Annotated in this window: 16 protein-coding genes and 1 riboswitch; of the genes, 2 read left to right on the top strand and 14 right to left on the bottom strand. The window is 65.2% G+C overall.

Annotated elements, in window-relative coordinates:
- Positions 1-345: 345 nt before the first annotated feature.
- The 3 genes from HMPREF1137_RS06010 to glyA all read right to left on the bottom strand — a co-directional run bounded on the left by HMPREF1137_RS06010 (position 346) and on the right by glyA (position 3,497).
- On the bottom strand, positions 346-1,173 hold the full coding sequence (locus HMPREF1137_RS06010) for an exodeoxyribonuclease III (protein WP_007590020.1): 828 nt from the start codon (positions 1,171-1,173) through the stop codon (positions 346-348).
- A 129-nt stretch (positions 1,174-1,302) separates the two neighbouring features.
- On the bottom strand, positions 1,303-2,211 hold the full coding sequence (locus HMPREF1137_RS06005) for a bifunctional methylenetetrahydrofolate dehydrogenase/methenyltetrahydrofolate cyclohydrolase (RefSeq protein WP_034497114.1): 909 nt from the start codon (positions 2,209-2,211) through the stop codon (positions 1,303-1,305).
- Between the two features lie 2 nt (positions 2,212-2,213).
- The gene (gene glyA, locus HMPREF1137_RS06000) at positions 2,214-3,497 is read right to left on the bottom strand and encodes a serine hydroxymethyltransferase (protein ID WP_007589995.1); all 1,284 of its coding nucleotides are present in this window, start codon (positions 3,495-3,497) and stop codon (positions 2,214-2,216) included.
- A gap of 39 nt (positions 3,498-3,536) precedes the next feature.
- A riboswitch (ZMP/ZTP riboswitch) is annotated at positions 3,537-3,621 on the bottom strand.
- A gap of 309 nt (positions 3,622-3,930) precedes the next feature.
- Between glyA and HMPREF1137_RS05995 the strand changes: the two genes are divergently transcribed.
- Positions 3,931-4,626 (top strand): sugar transferase, encoded by a 696-nt coding sequence (locus tag HMPREF1137_RS05995; protein ID WP_007590014.1) that lies wholly within the window; start codon positions 3,931-3,933, stop codon positions 4,624-4,626.
- Between the two features lie 617 nt (positions 4,627-5,243).
- Here HMPREF1137_RS05995 and HMPREF1137_RS05990 read toward each other — a convergent pair.
- The 4 genes from HMPREF1137_RS05990 to HMPREF1137_RS05975 all read right to left on the bottom strand — a co-directional run bounded on the left by HMPREF1137_RS05990 (position 5,244) and on the right by HMPREF1137_RS05975 (position 14,781).
- Positions 5,244-6,023, bottom strand: coding sequence for a WecB/TagA/CpsF family glycosyltransferase (locus HMPREF1137_RS05990; RefSeq protein ID WP_502685352.1), 780 nt, complete (start codon positions 6,021-6,023; stop codon positions 5,244-5,246).
- A gap of 5 nt (positions 6,024-6,028) precedes the next feature.
- Positions 6,029-9,493: a fibrinogen-like YCDxxxxGGGW domain-containing protein gene (locus HMPREF1137_RS05985; protein WP_034497111.1), complete on the bottom strand. Its 3,465-nt coding sequence runs from the start codon at positions 9,491-9,493 to the stop codon at positions 6,029-6,031.
- Positions 9,494-9,721: 228 nt separating this feature from the next.
- A complete protein-coding gene (locus HMPREF1137_RS05980; RefSeq protein WP_007589996.1) occupies positions 9,722-13,177 on the bottom strand; it encodes a fibrinogen-like YCDxxxxGGGW domain-containing protein in 3,456 nt (1,151 codons plus the stop codon).
- Positions 13,178-13,293: 116 nt separating this feature from the next.
- Positions 13,294-14,781 carry a flippase gene (locus HMPREF1137_RS05975; RefSeq protein WP_007590016.1) on the bottom strand — a complete coding sequence of 496 codons (1,488 nt, stop codon included), beginning with the start codon at positions 14,779-14,781 and terminating at the stop codon, positions 13,294-13,296.
- A gap of 59 nt (positions 14,782-14,840) precedes the next feature.
- On the opposite strand from HMPREF1137_RS05975, the gene HMPREF1137_RS05970 reads away from it, so the two are divergent.
- Complete coding sequence (locus tag HMPREF1137_RS05970; protein ID WP_034497108.1) at positions 14,841-15,503, top strand: hypothetical protein; 663 nt, start codon at positions 14,841-14,843, stop codon at positions 15,501-15,503.
- Here the strand turns inward: HMPREF1137_RS05970 and HMPREF1137_RS05965 are convergent.
- The 7 genes from HMPREF1137_RS05965 to purU form a co-directional block, all read right to left on the bottom strand.
- On the bottom strand, positions 15,424-16,941 hold the full coding sequence (locus tag HMPREF1137_RS05965; RefSeq protein WP_034497104.1) for an O-antigen ligase family protein: 1,518 nt from the start codon (positions 16,939-16,941) through the stop codon (positions 15,424-15,426). The two genes, HMPREF1137_RS05970 and HMPREF1137_RS05965, sit on opposite strands and share 80 nt — an antisense overlap.
- Positions 16,938-18,281 carry a glycosyltransferase family 2 protein gene (locus tag HMPREF1137_RS05960; protein ID WP_007589997.1) on the bottom strand — a complete coding sequence of 448 codons (1,344 nt, stop codon included), beginning with the start codon at positions 18,279-18,281 and terminating at the stop codon, positions 16,938-16,940. The genes HMPREF1137_RS05965 and HMPREF1137_RS05960 overlap by 4 nt, the downstream gene beginning before the upstream one ends.
- On the bottom strand, positions 18,278-19,648 hold the full coding sequence (locus tag HMPREF1137_RS05955) for a YveK family protein (protein WP_007590000.1): 1,371 nt from the start codon (positions 19,646-19,648) through the stop codon (positions 18,278-18,280). Before HMPREF1137_RS05955 ends, HMPREF1137_RS05960 begins: the two co-directional genes overlap by 4 nt.
- Entirely contained in the window at positions 19,645-20,553 is a 909-nt protein-coding gene (locus HMPREF1137_RS05950; protein WP_007590003.1) for a glycosyltransferase family 2 protein, read from the bottom strand. Before HMPREF1137_RS05950 ends, HMPREF1137_RS05955 begins: the two co-directional genes overlap by 4 nt.
- A complete protein-coding gene (locus HMPREF1137_RS05945) occupies positions 20,546-21,328 on the bottom strand; it encodes a CDP-alcohol phosphatidyltransferase family protein (RefSeq protein ID WP_007590015.1) in 783 nt (260 codons plus the stop codon). Before HMPREF1137_RS05945 ends, HMPREF1137_RS05950 begins: the two co-directional genes overlap by 8 nt.
- Positions 21,325-21,822, bottom strand: a complete 498-nt coding sequence (locus HMPREF1137_RS05940) for an FAD synthase family protein (RefSeq protein WP_007590008.1) — start codon at positions 21,820-21,822, stop codon at positions 21,325-21,327. Before HMPREF1137_RS05940 ends, HMPREF1137_RS05945 begins: the two co-directional genes overlap by 4 nt.
- 270 nt (positions 21,823-22,092) lie before the next feature.
- Positions 22,093-22,947 (bottom strand): formyltetrahydrofolate deformylase, encoded by an 855-nt coding sequence (purU, locus tag HMPREF1137_RS05935; protein ID WP_007590017.1) that lies wholly within the window; start codon positions 22,945-22,947, stop codon positions 22,093-22,095.
- Positions 22,948-24,109 lie beyond the last annotated feature (1,162 nt).

Below are 24,109 nucleotides of genomic sequence, written 5' to 3'. Positions count from 1 at the left end.
TAAGCTATCCGGATGATCGTTACCTATCCGGATGATCGTTACCTATCCGGATGATCGTTACCTATCCGGATGATCGTTACCTATCCGGATGTGTATTAACCCCCGGGACCGCCCCACCAATTTCGCATGCAATTCCCCAACGACTATTTCAAATCATGAATTCAGATCGTTGGAATTGCAACGTTTTCAGACTTTGTTGAAGCTTCACACAATTGAATTGCATGCGAAATTTTGGGGCGGGCGACGGTGGCGACTACGGGTGCGCCACAGACGACGAGCACACCGCATACGCGAAAGGCCGCGGCCCGGGAAGGACACCCAGGCCGCGGCCTCGTCGATAAAACGTCAGATCTCGTAGGTCACCGAGACCGGCGCATGATCCGAGAAGCGCTCCGCATACTCGTCGGCACGGCCAATCTCGAAGGAACGCGCGCGCTCGCCCAGGGCGGGCGTCGCGTACTGATAGTCGATGCGCCAGCCCGCATTGTTGACGAAGGCCTGACCGCGCCACGACCACCACGAGTAGGGGCCCTGCACGTCGCCAGCCAGGTCGCGCACAGTGTCGCGCCAGCCTTCCTCCACCCACTGGTTGAGGAAGGCGATCTCCTCGTCGAGGACGCCGGCACGCTTGTTGTGGTTCGGCTTCCAGTTCTTGATGTCAGCCTCGCTGCGCACGACATTGAAGTCGCCGCACACGAGCGAGGAGATGCCCCCGGCGGCCTCTTCGGCAATCAGCTCTGCCATACGCGCGCCGATACGGGGCAGATGCGCCATCTTGGCCTCCTGCTTGTGGGTATCCTTCTCGCCCGAATGGAAGTACGCAGAGACGACGCGCACGGGGGTGTCACCGCCCTCGGGACGCACGACGGCCTCGAGCCAACGGCCCGAATCCACATCCGTCTCGGCATCGTCGAGGATCAGGCGGGGCTCACCCTCCAGGACCGCACGCCCGCGTCGCACGGCTACACCCACACCCGCACGGCCCTTGATACGGCAGGGAACCCACACACTCTCCCAGGCCTCGCCCATGATCTCGCGGGAGATCTCCTCGGGCGCGCGCACCTCCTGCATGAGCAGCACATCCGTGTCTGACCCCTCCAGCCAGTCAAGGAAGCCGCGCTTGTGGGCGGCGCGGATGCCGTTGAGGTTCACGGTGGTCACCGTCAGAGTCATCGTTTTCTCCTTACGCGAGTTTTCTTCAGTCTAGAGGAACGAGGAGGCGCGGCGAGGAATGGGTATCCTCACCGCGCCTCCTCTGCGTTCGCGGGCGACCGCCTCGTGTGCCGAGGCCACGCACGTCTGTCAGTTCGCGCTGATTCCCGCCTGACGTTCGGCAGCCTCGACGACGTTCGTCACGAGGAGGGCCCGTGTCATCGGGCCGACACCGCCGGGGTTGGGGCTCAGCCAGCTGGCCACCTCATCCACACCGTCTGCAACGTCACCCATCAGACGAGCCTTGCCATCCTCGCCCTGCACGCGGCTCACGCCAACGTCCAGGACGATGGCGCCGGGGGCCACCATGTCGGGGGTGATGATCCCAGCGGAGCCAGCCGCAGCCACGATGACGTCCGCTCGGCGCACGTGATCGGCCAGATCGGTCGTGCCCGTGTGGCACACATCAACCGTCGCGTTCACTTCCTTGCGCATGAGCAGCAGGCCAATCGAACGCCCCACGGTCACGCCTCGACCAATGACGCACACGTTCTTGCCGGCCAGGTCGATCCCATGGCGTTCCATGAGCTCGATGACCGCGCGCGGCGTGCACGGCAGCGGCGAGTCGATGGGACCCGAGCCTCGCAGCACGAGGCGCCCAAGGTTCATCGGATGCAGGCCGTCCGCATCCTTCGCGGGGTCGATACGCTCCAGAACAGCGTTCGTATCGATTCCGCGCGGCAACGGCAGCTGCACGATGTAGCCCGTGCAGGCGGGGTCCGCGTTGAGCTGATCGATCGCGGCCTCCACCTGCTCCTGCGTCGCGTCAGCGGGCAGGTCCACGCGGATCGACTCGGCGCCGATTTCCGCACAGTCACGGTGCTTTCCGGCGACGTAGGCAACGGACCCGGGGTCCTCACCCACGAGGATCGTGCCGAGGCCCGGGACAACACCGGACTCACGCAGACGATCGACGCGCGCCTTCAGTTCCGACTTAATGGCGGCAGCGGTCGCCTTTCCATCCAAGACCCCAGCGGGGCCCTCCCAGGGAGCCCTCACGATCAGAGCCCAGCGTACAGCGGGTGCTTGTCCGTCAGCTTCTTGACGCGGGCGCGCAGGGCATCCACCTCAACGTTGCCGCCGGACGCACCCTGGGACAGGGTCGTGCCGATGATGTCCGCAACCTCGGCGAAGTCCTCGGCGTCGAAGCCGCGCGTCGCGAGGGCGGGGGTGCCGATGCGCAGGCCCGAGGTGACGGCCGGCGGACGGGGATCGAAGGGAACGGCGTTACGGTTGACGGTAATACCGACCTCGTGCAGCAGATCCTCGGCCTGCTGACCGTTGAGCTCAGAGTCGACCAGGTCGACGAGGACGAGGTGCACATCGGTGCCGCCCGTGACCAGCTTGATACCGGCCTTCTTCGCATCGTCAGCGCCCAGGCGCTCGGCAATGATCTGCGCGCCCTCGAGGGTGCGGCGCTGGCGGTCCTTGAATTCGTCGGTCTGCGCGACCTTCATGGCGATGGCCTTCGCGGCGATCACGTGCATGAGGGGGCCACCCTGCTGGCCGGGGAACACGGAAGAGTTCAGCTTCTTGCCCCACTGCTCGCCGCGCGAGGACAGGATCATGCCGGAACGAGGACCACCCAGCGTCTTGTGAACGGTCGTCGTCACCACGTCGGCGAAGGGGACGGGGTTCGGGTGCAGACCCGCAGCCACGAGGCCTGCGAAGTGAGCCATGTCCACCCAGAGGGCGGCGCCGACCTCGTCCGCGATGTCGCGGAAGGCCTGGAAGTCGAGGTGACGCGGGTAGGCGGACCAGCCGGCGATGATGACACGCGGGCGCTCCGCAAGGGCAGCCTCACGAACCTTCTCGGGCTCAATGCGCATGGTCTCACGGTCAACCTCGTAGGCGACGGCCTTGTAGTTCTTACCCGAGAAGTTCAGGCGCATGCCGTGGGTCAGGTGACCACCGTGGGCCAGGGACAGGCCCAGGATCGGGTCGCCGACATTCGCCATGGCCATGAGCGCTGCAGCGTTGGCCTGCGCACCAGCGTGAGGCTGAACATTCACGTAGTCGCCACCGAAGACCTGCTTCGCACGTTCGATGGCGAGAGACTCCGCGACGTCCACAAACTCGCAGCCACCGTAGTAGCGGCGACCCGGGTAGCCCTCGGCGTACTTGTTGGTGAGGACCGAGCCCTGCGCCTCGAGGACGGCGCGCGGAACAAAGTTCTCCGAGGCGATCATCTCGAGGGTGTCACGCTGACGGCCAAGCTCGGCGTCCAGAACGGCCTGAATCTCAGGATCCAGCTGCGCAAGTGTCATGTCATTGAGGGAATCCATGGGGTTCTCCTATTGATCATCCGATGATGGTTGGCAGTGGCCTCTAGCCCAGGCGGGCGGCTATCGATGCCGACGCGTCGCTCCCCGGTGGTGGCCCACCTGTTCGCCAGTCACGACACGCTGACCAGTCTATCGCTCGGCGGTTTTCCGCGCATTCTGCCAAGGTGTCAGCAAGCTACCAGCTGGTCACAGGACCTTCAGATCTGACTTGCACAACTCGTCAGGTGCACGAAATCACAGCCTTTTTTCGCTTGTACTTAACCCTTTGGTTAGCAACCAAGCTAACCATATGGATAGACTAGGGTTAACACCTAACGGTGACTGAGTTGCGCGGGGATCATTTACTCAGTAAATATCCCAGTTTGGAGCGGTTTTCTCCGCTCTAACCGACATGCAGCATTTGAGTTTGAGGAAGTAGAAGGAAGACGCACAGATGACAACCTTGACGAAGCCCACCGCACGAGCCGCATCCACGGCTCTCGCATTCGAGCACGCGTCGGATCTTGCCGCCTCCGCCGACAACGCCATCAAGCGCATGTGCGACATTTTCGCAGCTCTCTTCGGCATTATCCTGCTGACTCCGCTGTGGATCATCGTCGCCCTCATGGTGCGCCTGAACGACGGCGGCCCCGCTTTCTTCACCCAGGAGCGAGTCGGGCTCGACGGCAAGACTTTTACCATGTTTAAGTTCCGCACCATGCGCGTGGACGCCGAAGAGCTCAAGGAATCCCTCATGGAGGCCAACGAAGCAGACTCTTCCGCCGGAAATTCGATCATGTTCAAAATGGCGAACGATCCGCGTATTACACGCATCGGAGCCTTCCTGCGCAAGACGTCGATCGACGAGCTGCCCCAGCTGTTCAACGTGCTGCGTGGCGACATGTCGCTCGTTGGCCCGCGCCCCCCGCTCCCCAGCGAGGTCGCTCAGTACGAGCCGCGCGTCATGGGCAAGTTCGCCGTTCGCCCCGGCATTACGGGCCTCTGGCAGATCTCCGGCCGCTCGAACCTCTCCTGGGATGAGACCGTCCACCTGGACCTCTCCTACGCCCAGCACCGCTCCCTGACCCTCGACACGTGGATCATGCTCCAGACTATTCCCGCGCTCCTGCGTCACGAGGGCGCCTACTAAGTCTTTCCTCTCTGTGTGTGATTGGGTGTGGCCCGAGCCGATTGGCTCGGGCCACACCTTTATTCTCAACACCTCATCGTGCTCCATCAGCGGCTTGCCAGAACGCATACGACGGCGCAAACACGCGCGCCTCACCCATTGTGAGACCACGTCGACAAACGAACACCGTGCGATAGCGCTCGATTCACACTACGCGGCAGTGTGCACACAGTGAGCAGTTCACAACTCTTACGAGAGCTTGACACTTAAACGCAGGAGCGCTCTTTACCACCTGCATTACAGGGAGCCGTCACACCCTCATAATGTTTTATGTGGGCCACGCCATTCACTGCATAACCCTTTTTAAGCATCCATCAAGAAGCGTTTTGAGACACGTTCAGCGCCACGTTCCCTCCCTCGTGCGCGCCCCTTATGCACTCCCGAAAGCCGACCACTGCTCATGCACGAAAGAGGGCCTGACCTGTCGCTTTCCACCTTGATGCAGCGCACGTCGCCATATGCGAGACCAGCCACAGCATCCATAGACGCCGACAGCCGTCACCAGTCGATCTGGCGATGCAAAGGAGGCCGGACCCCGCAGGGCCGGCCTCCTTCACAGCGACTAGCGTCAACCTCTATCAGCGAAGCGTCACACCACCGACCAGTCCGAGATCGTCGAAGCTACCCATCGCCTCGAGCCGCGAGATGAGCTCGGGCGCGTGAGCGACGAAGTCGAGGGCTTCGACGGTGTAGCGCTTCGTGAGGCGCTTCGGCTCATGCGCGATGCGCCAGGCCCACCCGAGGCGGGCGGCATGCACCCAGTCCGGGAAGTAGTCGTCGGCGGCACGCGCATACTGGTCGATCCAGCCGCCCGCGGTACACACGGAGGCCTCGGGAAGGAGCTCGAGCACGACGGAAGCGACGACTTCCTGCAGACCCGCGCCTAGGCCAACGATCACGAGTCGTGGATCGAAGGAGGTGAGCACAGACGGATCCGCCTTGAATCGACGCAGCCCCTCGTAGCCGTCGATGACCTGGACGTCGAAACGCGACAGGCGCTCGGCTGCAGCCTGACCAGCCTCGGGCACAGCACCAATGAGGGTGATGCGAGTGCCATCAGCGAGACGGTCGAAGACATGCGGCAGAACGAGGTCAGCAGAGGTTCGGGCGACCTCGTGGCCTGCTGCACGCAGGCGCATCTGCAGCAGTGTCCCATCGAAGCCAACTGTGTTCATGCGCGCGAGCGCACGGAAGTCGGCGTGCAGGAGGGACCAGTGATTCAGCCACGTGGTGGTGTGCCCGCGGGTGAGCACACGCTGCGCCATGGCGTCGAACGCGGGGTCGGTCGCGAGGGCGCCGACCGCGCCGGCGGCCTCGACCTCTTCCGAGCCGCCGGCAGGGGTAGACGTCAGGGTCATGGAGATCACCTCACCAGGCTTGCCTTGAGATCGAAGGTCACGGATGCGGCGTTCGCGTAGTTGGCGTGCGATTCGACCGCGATACGATTGACGCCGTCCCTGAGCACCTTGCGAGGCACCGTGACCCGCACGAGGTTGTTCTTCGCCGCAGTGAGGCCCACGTTGGAGGAGGCTCGCGTGTTGGCGTCGATCGTGCCCTCCGGCATGTTCACGCGCTTGATTTCGGTGCCGTTGACGTAGATGACTGCGCCATCGTCAACGCGGACATCGAGGGTGAGCTCGAAGTCTGCGCTGAGGGTACCGAAGTTGATGTCACGCACGAAGTAGTTCGTGATGGCTCGGTTCGCCGCAGGCATCGTGAAGGGCGTACCGGCGTCGCGGTCGCCCCAGCCGAGCGGGCTGGCGCCGTGCTTCCACGAGGACAGGTCGGCGGTGGAGTTCCACTTGGCGTCGGGCGCTTCCTTGGAGTTCCAGTAGTTCCAGTACATGCCCGAGAACAGGAAGGGTCCGAAGTTAAGCGCAGACACGTCGAGGACCTCGAGAGGCTTGTCCGGGTCAGGCGTGAGCGGAACATCCGGCTGCGGCTGGGGTGCCGGCTCCGGTTCGGGCGCGGGAGCGGGTGCCGGCTCGTTGCCCTTAGTGACGACCTGGACCATGCCGTCGATGGTCATCGACGAGCTGGAGCGGTAGTTCAGGTGTGTTTCGACGGCCAGCGTGTTCGCGCCGGCGACCAGCTTGTCCGCGGGGACGAAGACCAGCTGTCGGTCGGCTCGCGCAGAGGGCGTCGAGACAGAGGCGGATGCGAATGTAGACGCGTCAACCGTTCCATCGCCCATGCGCTGGCGAGCCACCTCGTTGCCGTTGACGTACACCACGGCACCATCGTCAGCCGTCACGGCGACGTTGACGCCGCCGATGGCGGTGGGATCAGCGACCGTGAAGTTGATTCGCGCGTAGGTGGTGACGGGGCGGGTCTTGGCCGTGCCCGGGGTCAGCTTCGTGTTGAGGCCGGGGCCGCCGTAGCCGATCGGGGATGCACCGCGGCTCCATGCAGAGTCGTCGAACGAGGTCTGGGCCCAGTTCTCGGCGACCGGATCGGTCGACCAGTGGTACGCCCAGGTGTCGTCCTCGTCCACGAGCAGCGAAGAATCGTCGGGCTGCGCGGGCTTACCGTTGGAGTCGACCACGTAGGCGTGCGTGGACGCGCCGCGCAGGCCGTCGGAGGCGACAGCGCGCACGAAGAAGCGGTTCTTGCCGCCCAGGGGCACGGTCACGGAGTTCGAGGTCGTGGTGGCGATCGGACGATCGTCACGCAGGATGTCGTAGGAGACGGCACCGGGCACGGAGGACCACTTGAGGGTCACCTGCTGGGAGTTGCCGTCGGAGGCGCGCAGGTTGGCGGGCACGGCGGGTGCGGTAGCGTTGCGCGCAGGCATGCGCACGAAGCCGCCGGACCACTGTCCCGAGGTGAGCGACGTGTAGGAGTAGTTGAAGTCGCCGCCTGCCCACAGCGCGCCGTCGTCGCCCATTTCGAGGGCCCACGCGCCGGTGAAACGCTGGGAGGACAGGCGGTAGGGGGTCCAGCCGAGCTGGCGGCCCGTGGCCTCGTCCCAGCCGCCGACCCACTGGATTTCGTCGGCGCGCGTCCAGGAGGTGCCCAGCGTCAGGTAGTGGTAGGCGTCCTGGAAGGCGAAGTCGGAGCAGTGGCACGAGGCGTAGACGACACCCGTGGCGGAGCGGGTGCTCGCCTGAACGTCTCCGCCGTTCTGCATGGTGATGGAACCCGAGGTGCGGGTCATCGAGTCGGAGTTGTATCCGAAGAGCGAGTGCTGCGAGCCGCCGAAGTACACGCGGCCGTTGCGCGCGGTGACGGTCTGCTGGTACTTGCCGATCAGGTAGGAGTGCTGGAAGGTCCAGGACGAGTCCAGCGCAGCGCCGGTGGCTGTGGACAGTCGACCCGCATTTTCGACGACCAGGTTGTGCGCGCGCGTGAAGTAGCCGGCAGCGTAGTAGTAGGTCTCGTTTTCGTCAACGTCGATATCAATGACGGTGCCGTTGAACTCGGGGTTCCACGAGCGGTCGGGCTTGCCGTTGATATCGAGGCGCGCGCCGTTACGGGCATAGGTCCACGACGCACCGTTGCCCTGGAAGTGCGTGAAGATACCGCCCAGGTAGATGTGGTCGTTGATGATCTTGATGGACTTCACCGAGACGCGGCCACCGTTGGCGCCGGTGCGCGCCTGCAGGGTCCACGACGGGTCAATCTGACCGGTCGCCGGGTCGATCAGAACCGTGCCGACGTGGGTCTCACCATTGACCCGGGTGAAGTCGCCGGCCACGAGGAGCTTGCCGTTAGGCAGCTCAGCGAGGTCCTTGACCTGGTTGTTGAAGGAGAAGGTCTGTCCGTTCCACTCCCCCGTCGTCGCATCGAAGCCGGCGAGACCCGAGGATGCGATCTCCTGGCCGTTCTTACCCTTCTGCACGCCGGTGAAGTTACCGCCGACGTACATGGTCGAGCCGATCTGCTCGAAGGCCTGGACCTGGATATTGCCTTCCTTGTAGGAACCGTTGAGGTTGCCGGTCACGCCCCAAGACATCGGCGAGGCGAACTCAGAAGCGGTGTCCTTCTGCTTTTCGGCGGGCGTGCCGCCGTCGCCGATGGCGCGGAAGCTGGCATCCGTCGAGCGCAGCTGCGGGCGGATGTAGGCCTCGGCGTAGGGGTTGATGATCGAGCCGTTGTAGTGGAAGTACGACGTCGAGGAGGACGTGTCGGCCCACGACGTGGCGAGAGGGCCGTAACCCCAGCCCATCGTGTACTTGTTCTGCGCGGAGGCCGTCAGGTTGACGTATCCCCAGCCAGTGTTCGTGCCGAAGCCCGACCAGACGATGCCGCCGTTGACCCACCACTCGCGGTTGAACTTCACGTCCACGGGGTGGGCGCTCTTAAAGGGCCAGATGAAGTCGCGCATCTTCGGGAAGCGCATGCGTACCGTCTGGTAGGCGGTGCCCCTGTGGTTCCAGGCGCGCTGGACCATGATGCCGTCATCAAGGTCGGAGACCGCGGTGCCGCCGAGCAGGCCGTTGACGGTTTCGTGCGAGGCCTGGACGACGTCGAAGTCGCCGGCCGTACGCGGACGGGTCTTGAGCTTCTCCTGGTCGCCCTTCCCTTGGCTCCACGTCTCCCAGCCTTCGCGGCCGCGACCGATGAGGACCCAGCCGCCGCCGTCCGTGGTCTGGTCGCAGAAGAACTGGCCGGGGGCCTCCATGGTGGAGGTCTGCAGCCAGTACGTTCCGTTCTGAGAACGCGGGTCGTTCTGCTTGATTTCCCAGCACGAGGCCGCAGCGGTGGCCTCGCTCAGGCCATCGTGGAGCGGGTCGGCGGCTGCGTGGGCAGCCGGGGAGAATGCAAGAACGCTCAGGCCGGTCACTGATGCCAGTCCGAGCGCCATGCAACGGCGCATAAAACTCATGGGGTCCTCACAGGTATCGCGTAAATGGTTACTTCTATAGTGTCACGATAATTGCCACCGTTCAACCACTTGGTTAGGACAACGTGGGAGTCGTTTACCACATACAAGTCAACCCCCGCCAAAATAAGGCGGGGGTTGTACCTGTCAACACGATTCACGAGCTGGATCGAACCATTTTCACCGGCTCACACCTCGCGCGAACTCGAGAGGAAAAGAACGATTCTTCCCTTATTTCACAAGAGTCGCGTTCAGGTCGAAGGTCATCGAGGGCGAGCCTTTGTAGTTGAGGTGCTCCTCAACGCCGATGCGGTTCACGCCGCCTGTCAAGAGGCTCGCGGGGATGGTGACCTCGAGCAGATCGGAGGATGCCTTGGAGGCGCTCACAGCCGAGTTCGCGTAGGTCGTGTGAGTAATGTTTCCATCGGACATACGTTTCGTATCGATGACCTTGCCATTGACTCGCAGAACCACGCCGTCATCCGCGCGCACCTTGACGGTCAGCGAGGTGTTCGGGGTGATCGCGCCCAGGTCGATGTCGCGCGCGAAGTAGTACGTGATCGCACGATCCTTCTTGGCAATATCGAGGGCGGTTACCGCGGCAGAGTCTCCCCAGCCAATCGGGCCGGAGCCACGGTTCCAGCTCTGGAGGGAGCCGGTCGTGGCCCAGTCGGAGGCGGGGGCTTCCGTCGAGGTCCAGTAGTTCCACTCGTCACCGGTCTGGATGACCGTGCCGGACTTGACGGAGGCCGCGTTGATCGGCTGCGTCGCATCGGTCGGCTCGGTGCTGCGCTCGGCGGGAACGGAGCTGTTGTCGTCCGGGGTGCCTTCCACGCGGAAGATGGAGGCCTGCATGGAGACGGTGGCCGTGCGCATGTAGTTGACGTGCGTTTCCACGGCGATGACGTTGTCGCCGGTCTTCAGCGCGGAAGCGGGGACGAAGATCTCCGAGGGGGAGGCGGAGGCAGCGGCGAAGTTGGGCGCGGAGTCGGCGCGGGTCGTGTAGCTGACCGTGCCGGCACCCATGCGGGTGCGGTCCACCTCGACGCCGTTGATGTAAACGACGGCGCCATCGTCGGCCAGGTACTTGACGTTGATGCCCTTGAGGGCCTTCGCGTCAGCCACCTGGAAGTGCGTGCGGTAGTAGGTCGTCACGGGGCGCGTGCCCTTGGTGGCGATCTGGGTCGCGATCGCGGAGTCGCCGTAGCCCAGCGGTGCTGCGCCGGTCGGCCACGCGGAGTCATCGAACGAGGCCTGGGCCCAGTTCTCGGGGGCGGCGCTGGCTTCGGCGCGGTAGTTCCACGTCGCGTTCGCTTCGAGCAGGACCGGGTTGGAGGCGTCGGCCTGGCCGGGGGCCGGAGCGGTGTAGACCGCGGTGGTTGCGGAGCGGTTGCCCTCGGCGTCGACGGCGCGCACGAAGTAGCGGTCCTCGCCGCCGCGCGGCACCTCGACACTGGTGGTCTCGGAGGTGGCGATCGGACGATCGTCGCGCAGAATCTCGTAGGACACGGCGTCGGCGACACCCTCCCAGGCGAGGGTCACGGTGGAATCGTTCGACGCAGTGGAGCGCAGGAGGGAGGGCGCCTCGGGCGCGACGTTGTCACGGTTGTCGTATCGGGCAAAGCCGCCGTTCCACTGAGTGTGCGTGGCGTCGGTGTGGGAGAGGGTGAAGTCGCCGCCCACCCACAGGTTGCCGTAGTTATCGGTCTCAAGCGCCCAGGCGCCGGTCTTACGGAGCGAGGAGAGCTCGAAGGGGGTCCACTTGAGGCTCTCACCCGTGGCGGCGTTCCACGCGCCAACCCACTTGATCTCGTCGACGCGCGACCAGGAGCCGTTCATCGACCAGACGTACATGTCCTGGTAGGCAGCATCGGAGCAGTGGCAGGAGCCGTAGATGACGCCCTTGGAGGACACGGTGGTGGCCTGCAGGTCACCTCCCATGCTGAAGGTCATCGCACCGGAGACGCGCTGGTTGGTGGCAGCGTCGTAGCCGAACAGGTTGTGCTCGGAGCCGCCGATGTAGACGCGGTTTCCGGCCGTGGCGATGGTCTGCTGGTACTTACCGGCAGTGGCGCTGGACGGCACGAAGTCGAAGTCCGTGTCCACGGCCGCGCCCGGCTGCGTGGAGAACTTGGCCGCGTACCAGGCGCGCTGGTTGCCGTGCGCCGTGGTGAAGTGGCCGCCCGCGTAGAAAGCGCTGTTCGCCTCGGAAACGCCAACGGCCTGAACGGCACCGCTGATCTCGGGGTTCCACGAACGGTCCGGGCGCCCGCTCAGGGAGACGCGTCCAGCATTACGCGCGTAAACCCGGGAGCTGCCACCGCCGGAGAGGTGGGTGAAGGCACCACCCATGTAGACGTTGCCGTCGTAGTAGGTCAGGGCACGAACGCTCACGGCGCCGCCGCGCAGCGCGTTGGTGATCTGTAGGTCCCACGAGGGGTCGATCTGACCGGTCGAGGGATTGATGACAACGGTACCGGAGTGGGCCTCGCCGTTGACGCGGGTGAAGTCACCGCCGACGAGGAGGCGGCCGTCAGGCAGGGCGAGGAGGGCCTTGACCTGCGCGTTGAAGTCGAAGGTCTGGCCGGTGAAGTCGCCGGTGGCCACATCGAAGGCCGCGAGGCCGCGCGAGGAGATCTCGGTGCCCTTCTCACCCTGCTTGACGCCGGTGAAGTTGCCGCCCACGTACATGGTGGAGCCGACCTGGGCGAAAGCCTGGACCTGGATGTTGCCTTCCTTCACGGAACCGTTGAGGTTACCGCTCACGCCCCACGAGGTCTTGGCCGCATACGGGGAAACGGTAGCTGAGACCGTCGAGGCGCCCAGGCCTTCATCGGGGATGCGGGCGAAGTCGGCCGAATCCGAGGAGATGCGCGGACGCACGTAAGCCTCGGCGTAGGGGAAGACCGTCAGGCCCGACTTGCGGAAGTAGGAGGTCGCAGAGGTGACGTCACCGGTCCAGTTGGCGACGAGAGCACCGTAGCCCCACCCCATCTTCCAGCCCGTGGTGCGAGCCGAGGGGTAGGTCTGCAGACCGTTCCACTCGTTGTCGTAGCCGGTCAGGCCCCACATGAGGCCGGAGCGCCAGCCACCCTTGTCCAGCTGGACGTTGACCGGGTGGGCCATCTTGAAGGGCCACACGAAGTCGGTCATCTTCGGGAACTGAAGATCCATGGTCTGGTAGGAGCGGCCCGATGCGCTCCAGGAGCGCATGACGCGCACGCCGTCAGCCTGGTCCTTCACCGGCTCATTATTAAGCAGCTCGGTGACGGCCTTGTTGGACAGCTGGACGACCTCGAAGTCATCGGAGGTGCGCGAGCGAGAGGTCAGCTTCGCAGGATCACCCTTGCCACCGCTCCAGGATTCCCATCCTTCGCGGCCGCGGCCGATCAGGACCCAGCCGCCACCATCTGTCGTCTGGTCACAAAAGAACTGGGCGGGGTGATCCATCGCGGGAGTCTGAAGCCAGTAGGCGCCGTCCGCAGCCTCAGGATTCCGCTGCTTAATGTCCCAGCACGACGCGGCGGCAGTCGCAGCGCTCGAACCGTCGCGAACGACAGCCTGACCGGGTGCAGAATCTCCCTGACCTGCACCAACAGCGTGAGCCGTCGGAGCGAGCGCGATGGAAGCACAGGCGACAATCGGCGCAGTTGCAAGGATTGCAAGGCGCGAAATCGCAGAAGCCATGACACGACCTTTCGGAGGGAACGGAAACTTGTTGCATAAATAATTACACAACAATCGCCATCAGATCAACCGAATGGTCAAGTCAGACTTTCACAGGTGCATCACGCACCCCATCCCTACCCCCGGCGCCGCCTCGCGAGGGACCCAAGTCCCGACAGGTGCAGACGATCCCTAAACATCCAGCAAACACAGGCGAAAACCAGGACCGAGAGCGCCGACCCACCAATGGTCGCAACGAAAGAATCGCGGCCCAGCCACCATGCTATACACCCGCCCGGAATCACCGCAGATACACCCACAACCAGAATCGGCTTGACCACTTCCGACAATTTCGGTGTCACACCGATAAACCGCGAGACCTGAACGGTCGCCATGGCTGCGTCAAGCACCATGCACACAGCCCAGACGATGGCCGCCGCAACCATTCCTCCGCGAGGAATAAAGATGACGTTACCCACAACGTTGAGACTCAGGACCACGATCTTGTTGACCGCTGCCCACCCGGAGCGTCCACTCATGATGAGCAGCGAGTGAATGTTTCCCGCCGTGAAAGTCACGATGGAGCCAATGCACAGGACCACGAGGACATTCGCTCCGGGAGCGAAGCCGTCACCGAGGATGCGCATGAGCGCGGGCGCGTAGATCGCCATGAGGGCGTAGATGGGGGCTGCGAACAGGACAAGCCAGATCGAGGCCGTGCTGTAGAGGTCCCGCAACTCCTTCTTCTTACCCTGGTGCAAGAGTTTGGAGAACTGCGGGGAAACGACGACGCGCAGAGCGGTGTCGACGACCATGCCCGCCTGGATGAAGCGAATGGCACCACCGTAGATGCCCGAGGCCGCGTCTCCGGCTAGGAGGCCAACGAGGAGGACGTCCAGCCACTGCAGCGCCTGCTCAAGGCCGGCTGTCAGGGTACGAGGCAGGGCGAAGGACACGACCTGACGACGCCGCTGCGCGCTCGGCCAGCGCCCCACCGAATCAGCTGCCGAGGGCATGTGGCGCAGCAGTAGCCACCACGCGGCCACGAGGACGACGACGAAAGGCAGCGCCCAGGCGACTGACACGAAGGCAAGCGACCCGGTGAACGCGGCCGCGAGCGCGACGAGGAGCGGGCGCAGGCCGGGCAGCAGCAGGTTCTGAACGAGGACGTACTCGCGCATGTTGCCGAGCGCCCGCAGAGCGGCGGATGCGACGAGGGTGAGGGCGCCGATCGGCACAAACCACAGCACCGCACGCGTCGATGCCGTCACCTCAGCGTTCCAGATCAACGGAGCCACGGCCTCGAGAATGAGGACGCACACGGTGGACACACCCACCGTCAGCGAGGCCATGAAAGACAGGGTCGCGCGGATCTCCTCAGGCGCATCCAAAGATAGGCGGGGCATCAGGTAGATCGCGGTAGAGTCGAGGCCGACCTTAGCCAGGGCCATGACGATCGCGAAAACGCCGGTCGCCTGGGTGACGATACCGGCTCCCTCGGCGCCCAGCATGCGCGACAGGATGATCGTGAACGCGAAGCCCAGGACCGCGGAGGCGGCCGCTCCGACGAAGCCAACGATGCCGCCGCGCGCGAGGGAACGCCTGGCTTGATTTGCCTCACTCATGATTAACCTTCCCGCTACCGCGCGGTAGCCTTTCTCTATAACCTACCGATGGGATACACATGGACTTCATCAACTCGCTCTCCCCCGCCCGCAAGAAGAGCCTTCTGGCCGCTGCGATCCTCCTGATCATCGCGCTCGTCATCGTCGGCTTCCTGCGCCTGACGGGCTCCTCTGACACCGACGCAGCCGCGTCCGGCGCGTCCGCCACGTCCGGCGCGCAGAGCGCCGACGACGACGCGCAGTCCGACATCCCGCAGTCCGTTCCGAAGACCATCGCCCCACAGTCGGGTGGCCCCGCGAACGCATCCGGCTCGCTGGCCACGGATGCTGAGGCTGCCGGGCAGGCCACTTTCGTCATGAACACCCTGTGGGACGCGTACACGGACCCCGAGCAGGCTCGTGCAACCGACCTGTCTTCCGTGCTCACCGCCTCGGCGCTGGAGGAGTTCGACGCGCAGGCTCTCGAGTGGACGAGGGACGGCACCCACACCACCGGATCCCCCACCCTCGAGGACGTGCACATCCTCAGCGATGACGGTGCCGGAAACGTCACGGTCTCGGCGTGCGTCGATTCTTCCAACGTTCGCGTCCTCAACGACGCGGGAACTGCGCTGACGGACGACACGACCATGACCCGCGCCCTCACCTATTTTCAGTTTGTGAAGGACGGTGGCGCGTGGAAGCTGTCCGGCTTCTCGTTCCCCGACGACCCGACTTGTTGAGTCGAGCAAGCATCTCAGTGGCAAAAGCCCCGTCGTTCGCGGCGGGGCTTGTCCATTGCCCCATGCGCACGGCACGCTCGGCGCGGACAGTTCCCGCGACGCTACCGGCGCTCGCGGCATCTGCACGCTCGGCCTCGGCACGCTTGATCGGATCGCTCTCCTCCTCTAGGTGGCGCGACAGGAGCGCCACCGCGACGACGGAGATCATGAGGCCAGTGTTCATGCCGTAGTAGAACTGCTCCACCAGGGTCGCCAGGATGATGCCGCCCAGGATTGAGCCGTACACGTCCGTGGCTCGCCAGATGCGCGGGAACATGCGCAGGAAGAAGGCGAGGAACAGGGCCAGGCCGACCAGGCCGTAGGAGAAGATGACGGTCCAGAACTGGCCCTGCGTGCCCAGGGAGGGCAGCCACGGCGAGGACGAGGGGCGCGGGGCTCCGAAGCCCAAGAGCGGGGACTGCTGGAGCTCGTACAGGGTCTCGAGGTAGTTGGAGGCACGGTCCTCCGTCGAGGAGGAGGCCGCGACGCGTTCAAGGAGCGACTGCGAGGCCGGGGTGGCCAGCCACGCGATGACACCCACGACGATGGCCGCAACGATACCCAGGACGGTGCGCCAAGCTCCCGCGCGCAGGCGCTGGAAGCCCACCCACACGACGATGACGAGCAGGCCGATGTACATGCCGCGGTTGAGCGTCGCTGCGGCCGGGATGACCGACAGCGCGCACACGGCGGCCACGAGGAAACGCCACTTGGAGCGTTCACGCCACAGCACGTACGCGAAGACGAGCGCGAGCGGGAAGATCAGCGAGTAGACGTTGCCGTAGGTGTTGGAGTAGATGAAGGGGGCCGACGGGCGCGGGTCGGAAAGGATCCACGACGACGGGTTCCACTGGGTGGTCGCGCGCTTCGTGAACTCTTTGACGAAGTCGTTGGAGTGCAGGGCGCGCGGCACCAGGTAGTACATGAGCGTCTTGAAGCGCAGCGTCGGCGCAGCCATGGCGATGAAACCACCGATGGTGGTCGAAGCCAGGAAGCCCCACATCGTGCCAACAATCGTGCGCACGCTCAGGGACTTGCGCGCATTGAATGCGTAGACCGCGAAGATGCCGGGCGAGATCTGCAGCAGGAAGCGATAGAACGCGCCGATGACGCGCCCGCCCGTGTCGAGCATCGTCATCGAGGCCAGCACCCACGCCAGGAAGAACACCCACAGGATGGATCCGGGCGGGAAGCGCAGGCCGTGTCGGCCGATCATGAACACAAGCATGATCGACGCGAACAGCGGCCACATCAGGTCACCGGAACCGAGCACCCACCACAGGAAGTACGCCGAATAGGCCACGACAAAGGGCCACGCAGGCAGATCCTGCGCGTCCTCTCGTAGCGGCCCAATTTGGGCAGGGGCGGGTTTGGCCCAGAGTCCTCGACGTGGGCTCACGCGTGACCGTTCCCTTCGCCGTTCATTTCCCTCGCGGACGAGGCCTGGGCCTCCTCAGCACTGCTCGGCGTGGTCGCGCTGCCGTGCGCGCTGTCCTGCTCGGCCGGGCGCGGGGCGCCAAGCTTGTTGCGGTTGCGCGAGGACAGGTAGAGGAAGGGACCCTCGAGGAAACCCTTGATTTCGGACTTGGTGAGCGAGCCGGGCACATCCTCGTCGGTGCCGGCAACGCGGGCGCCGCCGGGCTTGACGCGGTTGAGGACGCCGGGGACGCGGGTCGCCAGCGTACCGAGCACGGAGGGCTTCGCGATGATCGCCTTCGTCAGAAGAGCCGCCATGCCGGAGCCGTTGCCCCGGATCTGCTTATCCAGGCCGGCCTCGTCAACGCGGTGACGGTGGTGCACGAGGGCGTCAGGCGTGTGGATGATGACGTCGCCCGTGGCCAGGATGCGCGCGAACATGTCGAGGTCCTCGCCGCCGCGCGTCGAGGTGCCGGCGCCCAGCGCCGGGTCAAAGGGGCCGACCTCCATGAGGACGTCGCGACGCATGGCCATGCACACGCCTGCGCCCACGCGGGCCGTCGTGATCGGGAACAGCGGTCCACCGTCACCCTTCTCGCCCAAGACCTCGAGGCCCTCGGGGATATCGCCGACGCACCAGACGCGCGGGGACATGTCCTTGGGGAAGCCGCCGCGCGACTCGAACCAGCGCTGGGGCGCGTAGCGCTGCTCCAGGGGCAGCGCAATGCCCGTCGTGGCGGCCACGTACGGCGAGGCCGTGAACGGGTCGATCATGGCGGTGAGCCAGTGCGGGTCGACGATCGCGTCGTCGTCCGTAAAGACGATGACCTCGCCGCGAGCAGCGAGCACGCCGCGGTTGCGGGCGCGGGACAGGCCCGGACGGGACGCAGAGACGATGCTCAGGCGCGTATCGTCGATGCCCGCGAGCTTCTCCCGGGTCAGGCCGGTGTGCGGCGCGTTATCGACGACAACGAGCGTGAAACGCTGGTGATCCTGCGCGAGGATGGCGCGCACGGCTTGCTCAAGCATGTCGCAGGAGCCGACCGTGCACATGACAACGGTCGCGTCCACCTCGGCACCGGCGCCCTCTTCCCAGCCGCGCGCAGGGGCCGGCTCGACCTCGAGCACGCGCGGATCGGTCTCCGGATGGTCCGTGCCCTCGATCTCGACGAACGCCGAGTTGCGGCCGTTATCGCGCACGAGCACGAGCGCTCGCGGATCCGACGGGTCGCCCGAAATCAGCTGGGAGACGCGCGCAGTACGGTCAACGTGCCAGATGGAGGCGGCCAACTGATCGGCCACGGTGGTCTCCTCGGCGCTCATTTCTTGCCCTTCTTCGAGGAAGCCTTGGCGTTCGACTTCTTGGAGTTGGACGTGTCTTCCGTTTCCTTCGACGGCTTGGACTCCGCGACCTCCGAGGACGTCTCTTCCGCGGTCTCTTCCTCAGCCTCGGGCTCGATAACCTCGGCGGCAGGAGCCGGAGCTGCGGAAGCGGAGGCGGGTGCGGCCACCTGGTCACCCAGGTAGATCAAGCCGTTCACCTCGCGGTTAATGATCGCCAGCTCGTCGAGGAGGGCGTGCAGCGCCTTCAGGTCGTGGCCCTTACGCACAGCGACGAGGACGTGACGGGAGGGACGGACCTCGTCGAGGAGCGAGGCCAGAGGCTGCTTGATGTCGATAAGGCGCGGCGCGGGCACGCGGGTCTCGGCCAGGGAGGCGGACAGGACGCGGTGCAGGTCGCGGGCCTGCGGGTCGGAGGCGTCGACGATCAGGTCGACCCAGTGGTCGCGGTCGATCGCCATCGCGAGCATGCGGGTGGGAGCGAGCCACGGTTCGGGCGCGCCCTCTTCAGCGCTCCACACGGGAAGAGCCGTCAGGTCGGCGAGCTGCGTGGGCGAGATCAGCGACCGCGAGCGGGTCTCGCGGATGAGCACCAGGACCAGGCCTGCGAAGAGGCCGACCACGGTCGTGATGAGGATCAGGCGGAACTTCGAGGGCGAGACCTCGTCACTTGAGGACGCGGCCGGGGTGATGACACGGCCGGCGGTGGCGTGATAGGGGGCGAGCTGCTCGGCATCCTTGGCGAGCTTCGTCAGCTCGGTGCGGATTTCGGCGGCGCGCGGGTTGTCCTTCGTGTTGCCGTCCTCGTCGGTCAGGGGCTGGAGGGAGGCGAGCTCGGTCTCGAGAGCCTCGATCTGCTCGTTGACGCCGGCGGCCATCTCATCGGCGCGCTGCTCCACGAGAGCGGTGCGCTCGGTCAGGTAGGCGTTGGCAATCGCGTCGGCGGCGTCAACGGCCTGCTGGCGCGTGGGAGCCACGTACTCGATCTTGACGATCGTGCCGTTCGTGTCGCCCGACACCTCCATGTTGGAACGAAGCTCCTCGGCAGTGACACCATTGCCGAGGCGCGCGGCCGCGACGTCGAGGACGGCGGCGGACTTCGCGATGCCCTGCTCGGTCACCATGTCCGTCGTATTCGACAGGGAGGCGCGCACGACGGGAGCCGGGGTGAGCGACGGAGACGTCACGGTCATCGACACGGCCGCCGAGTGCGACACGGGGATACCAACGGCGGCTGCAACACCTACGACCAGGCCGGCCACGGTCCCCGCAACGATCGAGGTCCAGCGGCGTGCCAGCGCGTGACGAAGAATCTGCTGGCCGCCCGCGGGCGGAGGGGTCAGGATCATGACTGTTCTCCTTGGAGGTGAGAGCGCACCCACGCGGCGCGCGCATTGAGCCGGCGCTCGAGAGCGCGGCGAGACGGTGCGGGTCGAGACGCGACCCCCTGAGTGTAGACCTGCACGAATCGGTCGAGCTCACGCTCGGCCTCGTCGCGAGGAAGCGAAACGAGCGAGACCAGGCGCGGCAGCTCCTGGCCCGTCAGAGATACCGACAGGTCGGCGAAGGCCCGAGCCTGCTCCGGATTCTTCCACGAATCCGAGCGCCACGAGGCGTTTCCGGTGACCTGGCCCGGGTGAATGCGGTACAGCAGCCCCCAGGGCGCAATGCGGCGGATGCGCCCACCCGCGGATGCCACGCGCATCCACAGGTCGTAGTCCTCGGCGGGAACGCTGCGGTAGCCGCCGACGCGGTCCATGATCTCACGGGTCGCGAGCATGGTCGGGTGGCACACGGGGTTAGTGAGCAGCAGGTGCCAGCCCATGTCCTCGGGCGTGATCTCGTAGGGCATGCGGGGCACCGGGCGGGAGCCGCGCAGCTCGATCATCTGCGTGAAGACCATGTCGTCGCCGCGCTCGATGGCCCGCATCGTGCGCTTGAAGCGGCCCTTGAGGGACACGTCGTCGGCGTCCATGCGGCCCACGAGGCGCGAGTCGGTGCGCTCCATGAGCTGGGTGAGGACGCGGGAGACGCCGCCCTCACCCGGGGTAATGTCCTCGATGCGCAGGCGAGGATCGACCACTCCCCCACGCGACGCGCCGCGGATGGCCTCGCCGACCGTCGAATCCGACGACGAGTCGTTGCCGACGACCAGCTCGGCGTCGCGCGGCATAGCCGCCAGCGTCGAGGCCACGGCGCGCGTGATCGTGCCCGCCGCGTTACGCGCGGGCAGCAGGACGGACAGCTCAGGCACGGGACTCCCCCTGCTTAGCGGCCTGCTTGGCGGCCGCGTCCAGGGCACGCAGGTCGCGGAAGCGGCGACGCAGCGAAATCGAGGAATGCGCAACCGCAATAACGGCAAGGAACGTGTAGAGCACCATGAAAGGAACGCCGAAGCCCCACGCCGCGAAGGACCAGCACAGCACGCCCGGATCGGTGGGCAGCAGCACGAAGGAACGCAGGTTCCCACCGCGCGTCTGCTTGCGGCCCGCCGCGCGCACGAACTGCTCGGCGAGGATCTGGCTCATAAACTGGCCCGAGGTCACCCATCCGTAGACGAGCGCGACGATAGCCAGCCACCACGACTCGGGGCGGTAGACCATAACCGCGGCGGCGGTGCAGAAGTGGATCGCCGGGGAACGGAACGCGTCGGCGACATGATCCACCCACTCGCCCGTCTTCGAGGACGCACCCGTGACGCGCGAGACCTGGCCGTCCGCGGAGTCAAACATGAAGCCGACCGCGAGAGCCGTGCCCACGATGAGGCCCGTCCACCACGCGGGTTCGAACGCGACGAGGACGATGAGTCCCACCGTCGAAAAGCACACGGAGATGAAACTGACGAAGTTCGGAGTCCATCCGAAAGCCGCGCAGGCGGCGGCCACGACGCGCGCAGCGCCGCGGTTCACCCAACGCATGTACGCGGGGACGCCCGCGCCCGGCTTCTGCGCGGCGGCAAGCGCGCTACGGTACGCGCTAAAACGCGTCCCCCAGGAGGAACCCGGCTCGATCACGACGGGCAGGCTCACTGCGCCTCCCCTTCCGGAGCCTGCTCGCCGTCCTGCGCCGGGGCCTCGTCAGAGAAATCCTCGGGCGCAATGAAACGGCGCAGCTTCGTCGACGACGTCGACGGCGTGTACGGCAGGTAAACGACGCGCGCGCCAACCTCGGCCATCTCAGCCTCGAGCGCGGCGCCCTTCGGAGTGTCCTTCCAGTCGTCACCCTTGAAGAGGACGTCGAAAGGCTGGAGGCGCCAGGCGAGGCGCTTGTCCTGGTCCAGGTCAACGACGACCGCGTCCACGAAACGCAGCGACGACACGAGGTCGCAGCGCTCCTTGAGCGGGATGACGGGGGCGCGGCCCTTCATGCGGATGAGGGCCTCGTCCGAGGTCACGCCGACGACGAGGCGATCGCAGCGCTCACGCGCGGCGCGCAGGATGTTGAGGTGTCCCTGATGGAACATGTCAAAACCCCCGGGCACGTAGCCGGTGATGGGGGTGCGATGCTGAGTCGTTTCGTCCACGTAACAAGTGTGCCATTTATCAGGCGGTCAATGCGACACTTACCCACTAAATGACCGAAAGATCACGTCTTAGCGTTCCCCACCAAGTGACAAGAGGCTCCACACAGGGGCGTCATATCGCGCAAATATGACCAGATGGCCGCACGCACCCTTGTTACAGGTTGCGACACGCCAGCGGGGCGTCACGAGGCCGGCGCGCCGTTCGGGCGGTCAGGCTCGGCGTGCGCGCGGACCGCGCCCCGGCCTCGCCTTAACTCCCTCGGGAGGATCTCAGCGCGAGAAGACGACCGTTCGGTTGCCATTCATGAGGACGCGACGCTCCGCGTGGAAGCGGACGGCCTGGGCGAGGACACGGCGCTCCACGTCCTGGCCGAGGGCCACCATGTCGGGCGTGGAGTCGGCGTGGGAGACGCGGGTGACGTCCTGCTCGATGATCGGGCCCTCGTCGAGGTCGGCGGTCACGTAGTGGGCGGTCGCGCCGATCAGCTTCACGCCACGCTCGTGGGCCTGCGCGTAGGGGCGCGCACCCTTGAATGAGGGCAGGAAGGAGTGGTGGATGTTGATGACGCGCCCCTGCATGGCGCGGCAGACCTCGTCGGAGAGGATCTGCATGTAGCGCGCCAGGACGACGAGCTCAACGTTTTCGGAGGCGATGAGGTCGAGGAGCTGGCGTTCCGCCTGGGCCTTCGTGTCCTTCGTGACAGGGATGTTGAGGAAGGGGACGCCGTAGAACTGGGCGACGGGTGCCAGGTCCGGGTGGTTACCGACGACCGCGATCACGTCGATGGGCAGGCCCTGCGTCTGCTGTCGATACAGGAGGTCAGTCAGGCAGTGGCCTTCGCGCGACACCATGATGATGGTGCGCAGCTTGCGGCCCAGGTCGTCGACGCGGTAGGTGGCGCCGAATTCTTCGGCGACGCGGGCCAGGCCCTCGTCGATGGGGGCGCGGCCCTTCGGGGAGTCGACCTCGACGCGCATGAAGAAGGTACCCGTGTCGGAGTCGCCGAACTGCTGAGACTGGATGACGTTGCCACCGGACTCGCCGATCACGCCGGTCACGGCGTGCACGATGCCGGGGCGGTCCGGGCAGGACAGGGTCACAACAAGCTGCGCGTTTTCAGTCATGCGTTCCAGTCTAACCAGGTTCATACCCACGAACGAGGCAGTGGGCGTCGTTTGGGGGAGATGCCACGGGGTTGCGGGGTGGGGGCACTGGCTGGGTGGGGTTGTGTCGTTGCGTTGTTGCGGTCGGGGTTATTGCTGCGTGGGTTGCTGCGCACTTGCAGAGTTACACCTTGCTAGCGGACGCCATGACGGCTTCACGGACGTTTCACGATCCGCCAGGGCCGACGGCCAAGTTTCACGCGCGTTTCACGAGCCACCATCGGCACGGAGCGCGTCGCCTACGACTGGATCAAGAAGACCCCAACTGGATCAGCCCCACACCAGCGCGGCCACCCACTAACCGCCCCGCGCGCCCACGCTGCCTTACCAAACAATCTCGCATGCAATTCCCCACGGGCACAGATTGACAAAATCTCAGAAACCGCATAATTCCAACGTTTCAGTTTCAAAATCTGAAATGCTGTCATGGGAATTGCATGCGACTTTTGCGGGGCTGCACCCGTTGAGGAGCATTACACCCGATCAGAGCGGGTGCAATGCCCACTGATGGGGTGCACGACCCGCTCGTAACAAGCGACAGCGCGGATACACGTCAGGGGCAGCTCGGCCCCCGCCAACGAGTCCGGCGCTACGCACCATTTCACTGACCCGTGGCCGCTCACATGGTCCTCACCAACGCGTAGTAGGCATCAGGCCGCAATGATGCTTGTTTCTAAGTGGTGTTACACCATTTAGCGGGGCATTACACCAGTTCGGAGATGGTGTAATGCTCCCTAACTGGTGTAATGCTCCCTAACTAGTGCAGCGCTGCCCGGCACGGCTCGGCTGACATCTTGTTGGAGCAGCTATCGAGCATATCTTGCCGCGCGCAGGCTTGTTGCTCAGTAGCGTTGCACTACTTAGCGCAGCATTGCACTGGATAGTAAGCAGTGCAATGCCTTGCTATCTAGTGCATTGCTGCAGCATCTAGTGAATCGCTCCATGCGCAGGGCTGCCGCACGTCACCGAGGCGCCACGACCGCGCCATACTCACAGACGAACACCCCAGCAAGCCCGCAGCCCCCCAAGCCACAACCCCAAAGACCCGCGGGCACACGCCGACCCCGCGACCACAACCCGCAACAACACCCCGCATACATGCGGGCGCGCGCCCGGCCAATCA

The organism is Actinomyces sp. ICM39, assembly GCF_000282935.1.
Taxonomy (GTDB): Bacteria; Actinomycetota; Actinomycetes; order Actinomycetales; family Actinomycetaceae; genus Pauljensenia; species Pauljensenia odontolytica_B.
Note: the sequence above shows the minus strand (reverse complement) of the source record. Positions and strands in the feature narration are given on the sequence as shown.

Coding starts and splice junctions, on each gene's coding strand:
- HMPREF1137_RS05980 (WP_007589996.1), bottom strand. CDS start 13,177: ATGGCTTCTGCGATTTCGCGCCTTGCAATCCTTGCAACTGCGCCGATT.
- glyA (WP_007589995.1), bottom strand. CDS start 3,497: ATGGATTCCCTCAATGACATGACACTTGCGCAGCTGGATCCTGAGATT.
- HMPREF1137_RS05960 (WP_007589997.1), bottom strand. CDS start 18,281: ATGAGCGCCGAGGAGACCACCGTGGCCGATCAGTTGGCCGCCTCCATC.
- HMPREF1137_RS05985 (WP_034497111.1), bottom strand. CDS start 9,493: ATGAGTTTTATGCGCCGTTGCATGGCGCTCGGACTGGCATCAGTGACC.
- HMPREF1137_RS05995 (WP_007590014.1), top strand. CDS start 3,931: ATGACAACCTTGACGAAGCCCACCGCACGAGCCGCATCCACGGCTCTC.
- HMPREF1137_RS05975 (WP_007590016.1), bottom strand. CDS start 14,781: ATGAGTGAGGCAAATCAAGCCAGGCGTTCCCTCGCGCGCGGCGGCATC.
- HMPREF1137_RS05990 (WP_502685352.1), bottom strand. CDS start 6,023: ATGACCCTGACGTCTACCCCTGCCGGCGGCTCGGAAGAGGTCGAGGCC.
- HMPREF1137_RS05955 (WP_007590000.1), bottom strand. CDS start 19,648: ATGATCCTGACCCCTCCGCCCGCGGGCGGCCAGCAGATTCTTCGTCAC.
- HMPREF1137_RS05970 (WP_034497108.1), top strand. CDS start 14,841: ATGGACTTCATCAACTCGCTCTCCCCCGCCCGCAAGAAGAGCCTTCTG.
- purU (WP_007590017.1), bottom strand. CDS start 22,947: ATGACTGAAAACGCGCAGCTTGTTGTGACCCTGTCCTGCCCGGACCGC.
- HMPREF1137_RS06010 (WP_007590020.1), bottom strand. CDS start 1,173: ATGACTCTGACGGTGACCACCGTGAACCTCAACGGCATCCGCGCCGCC.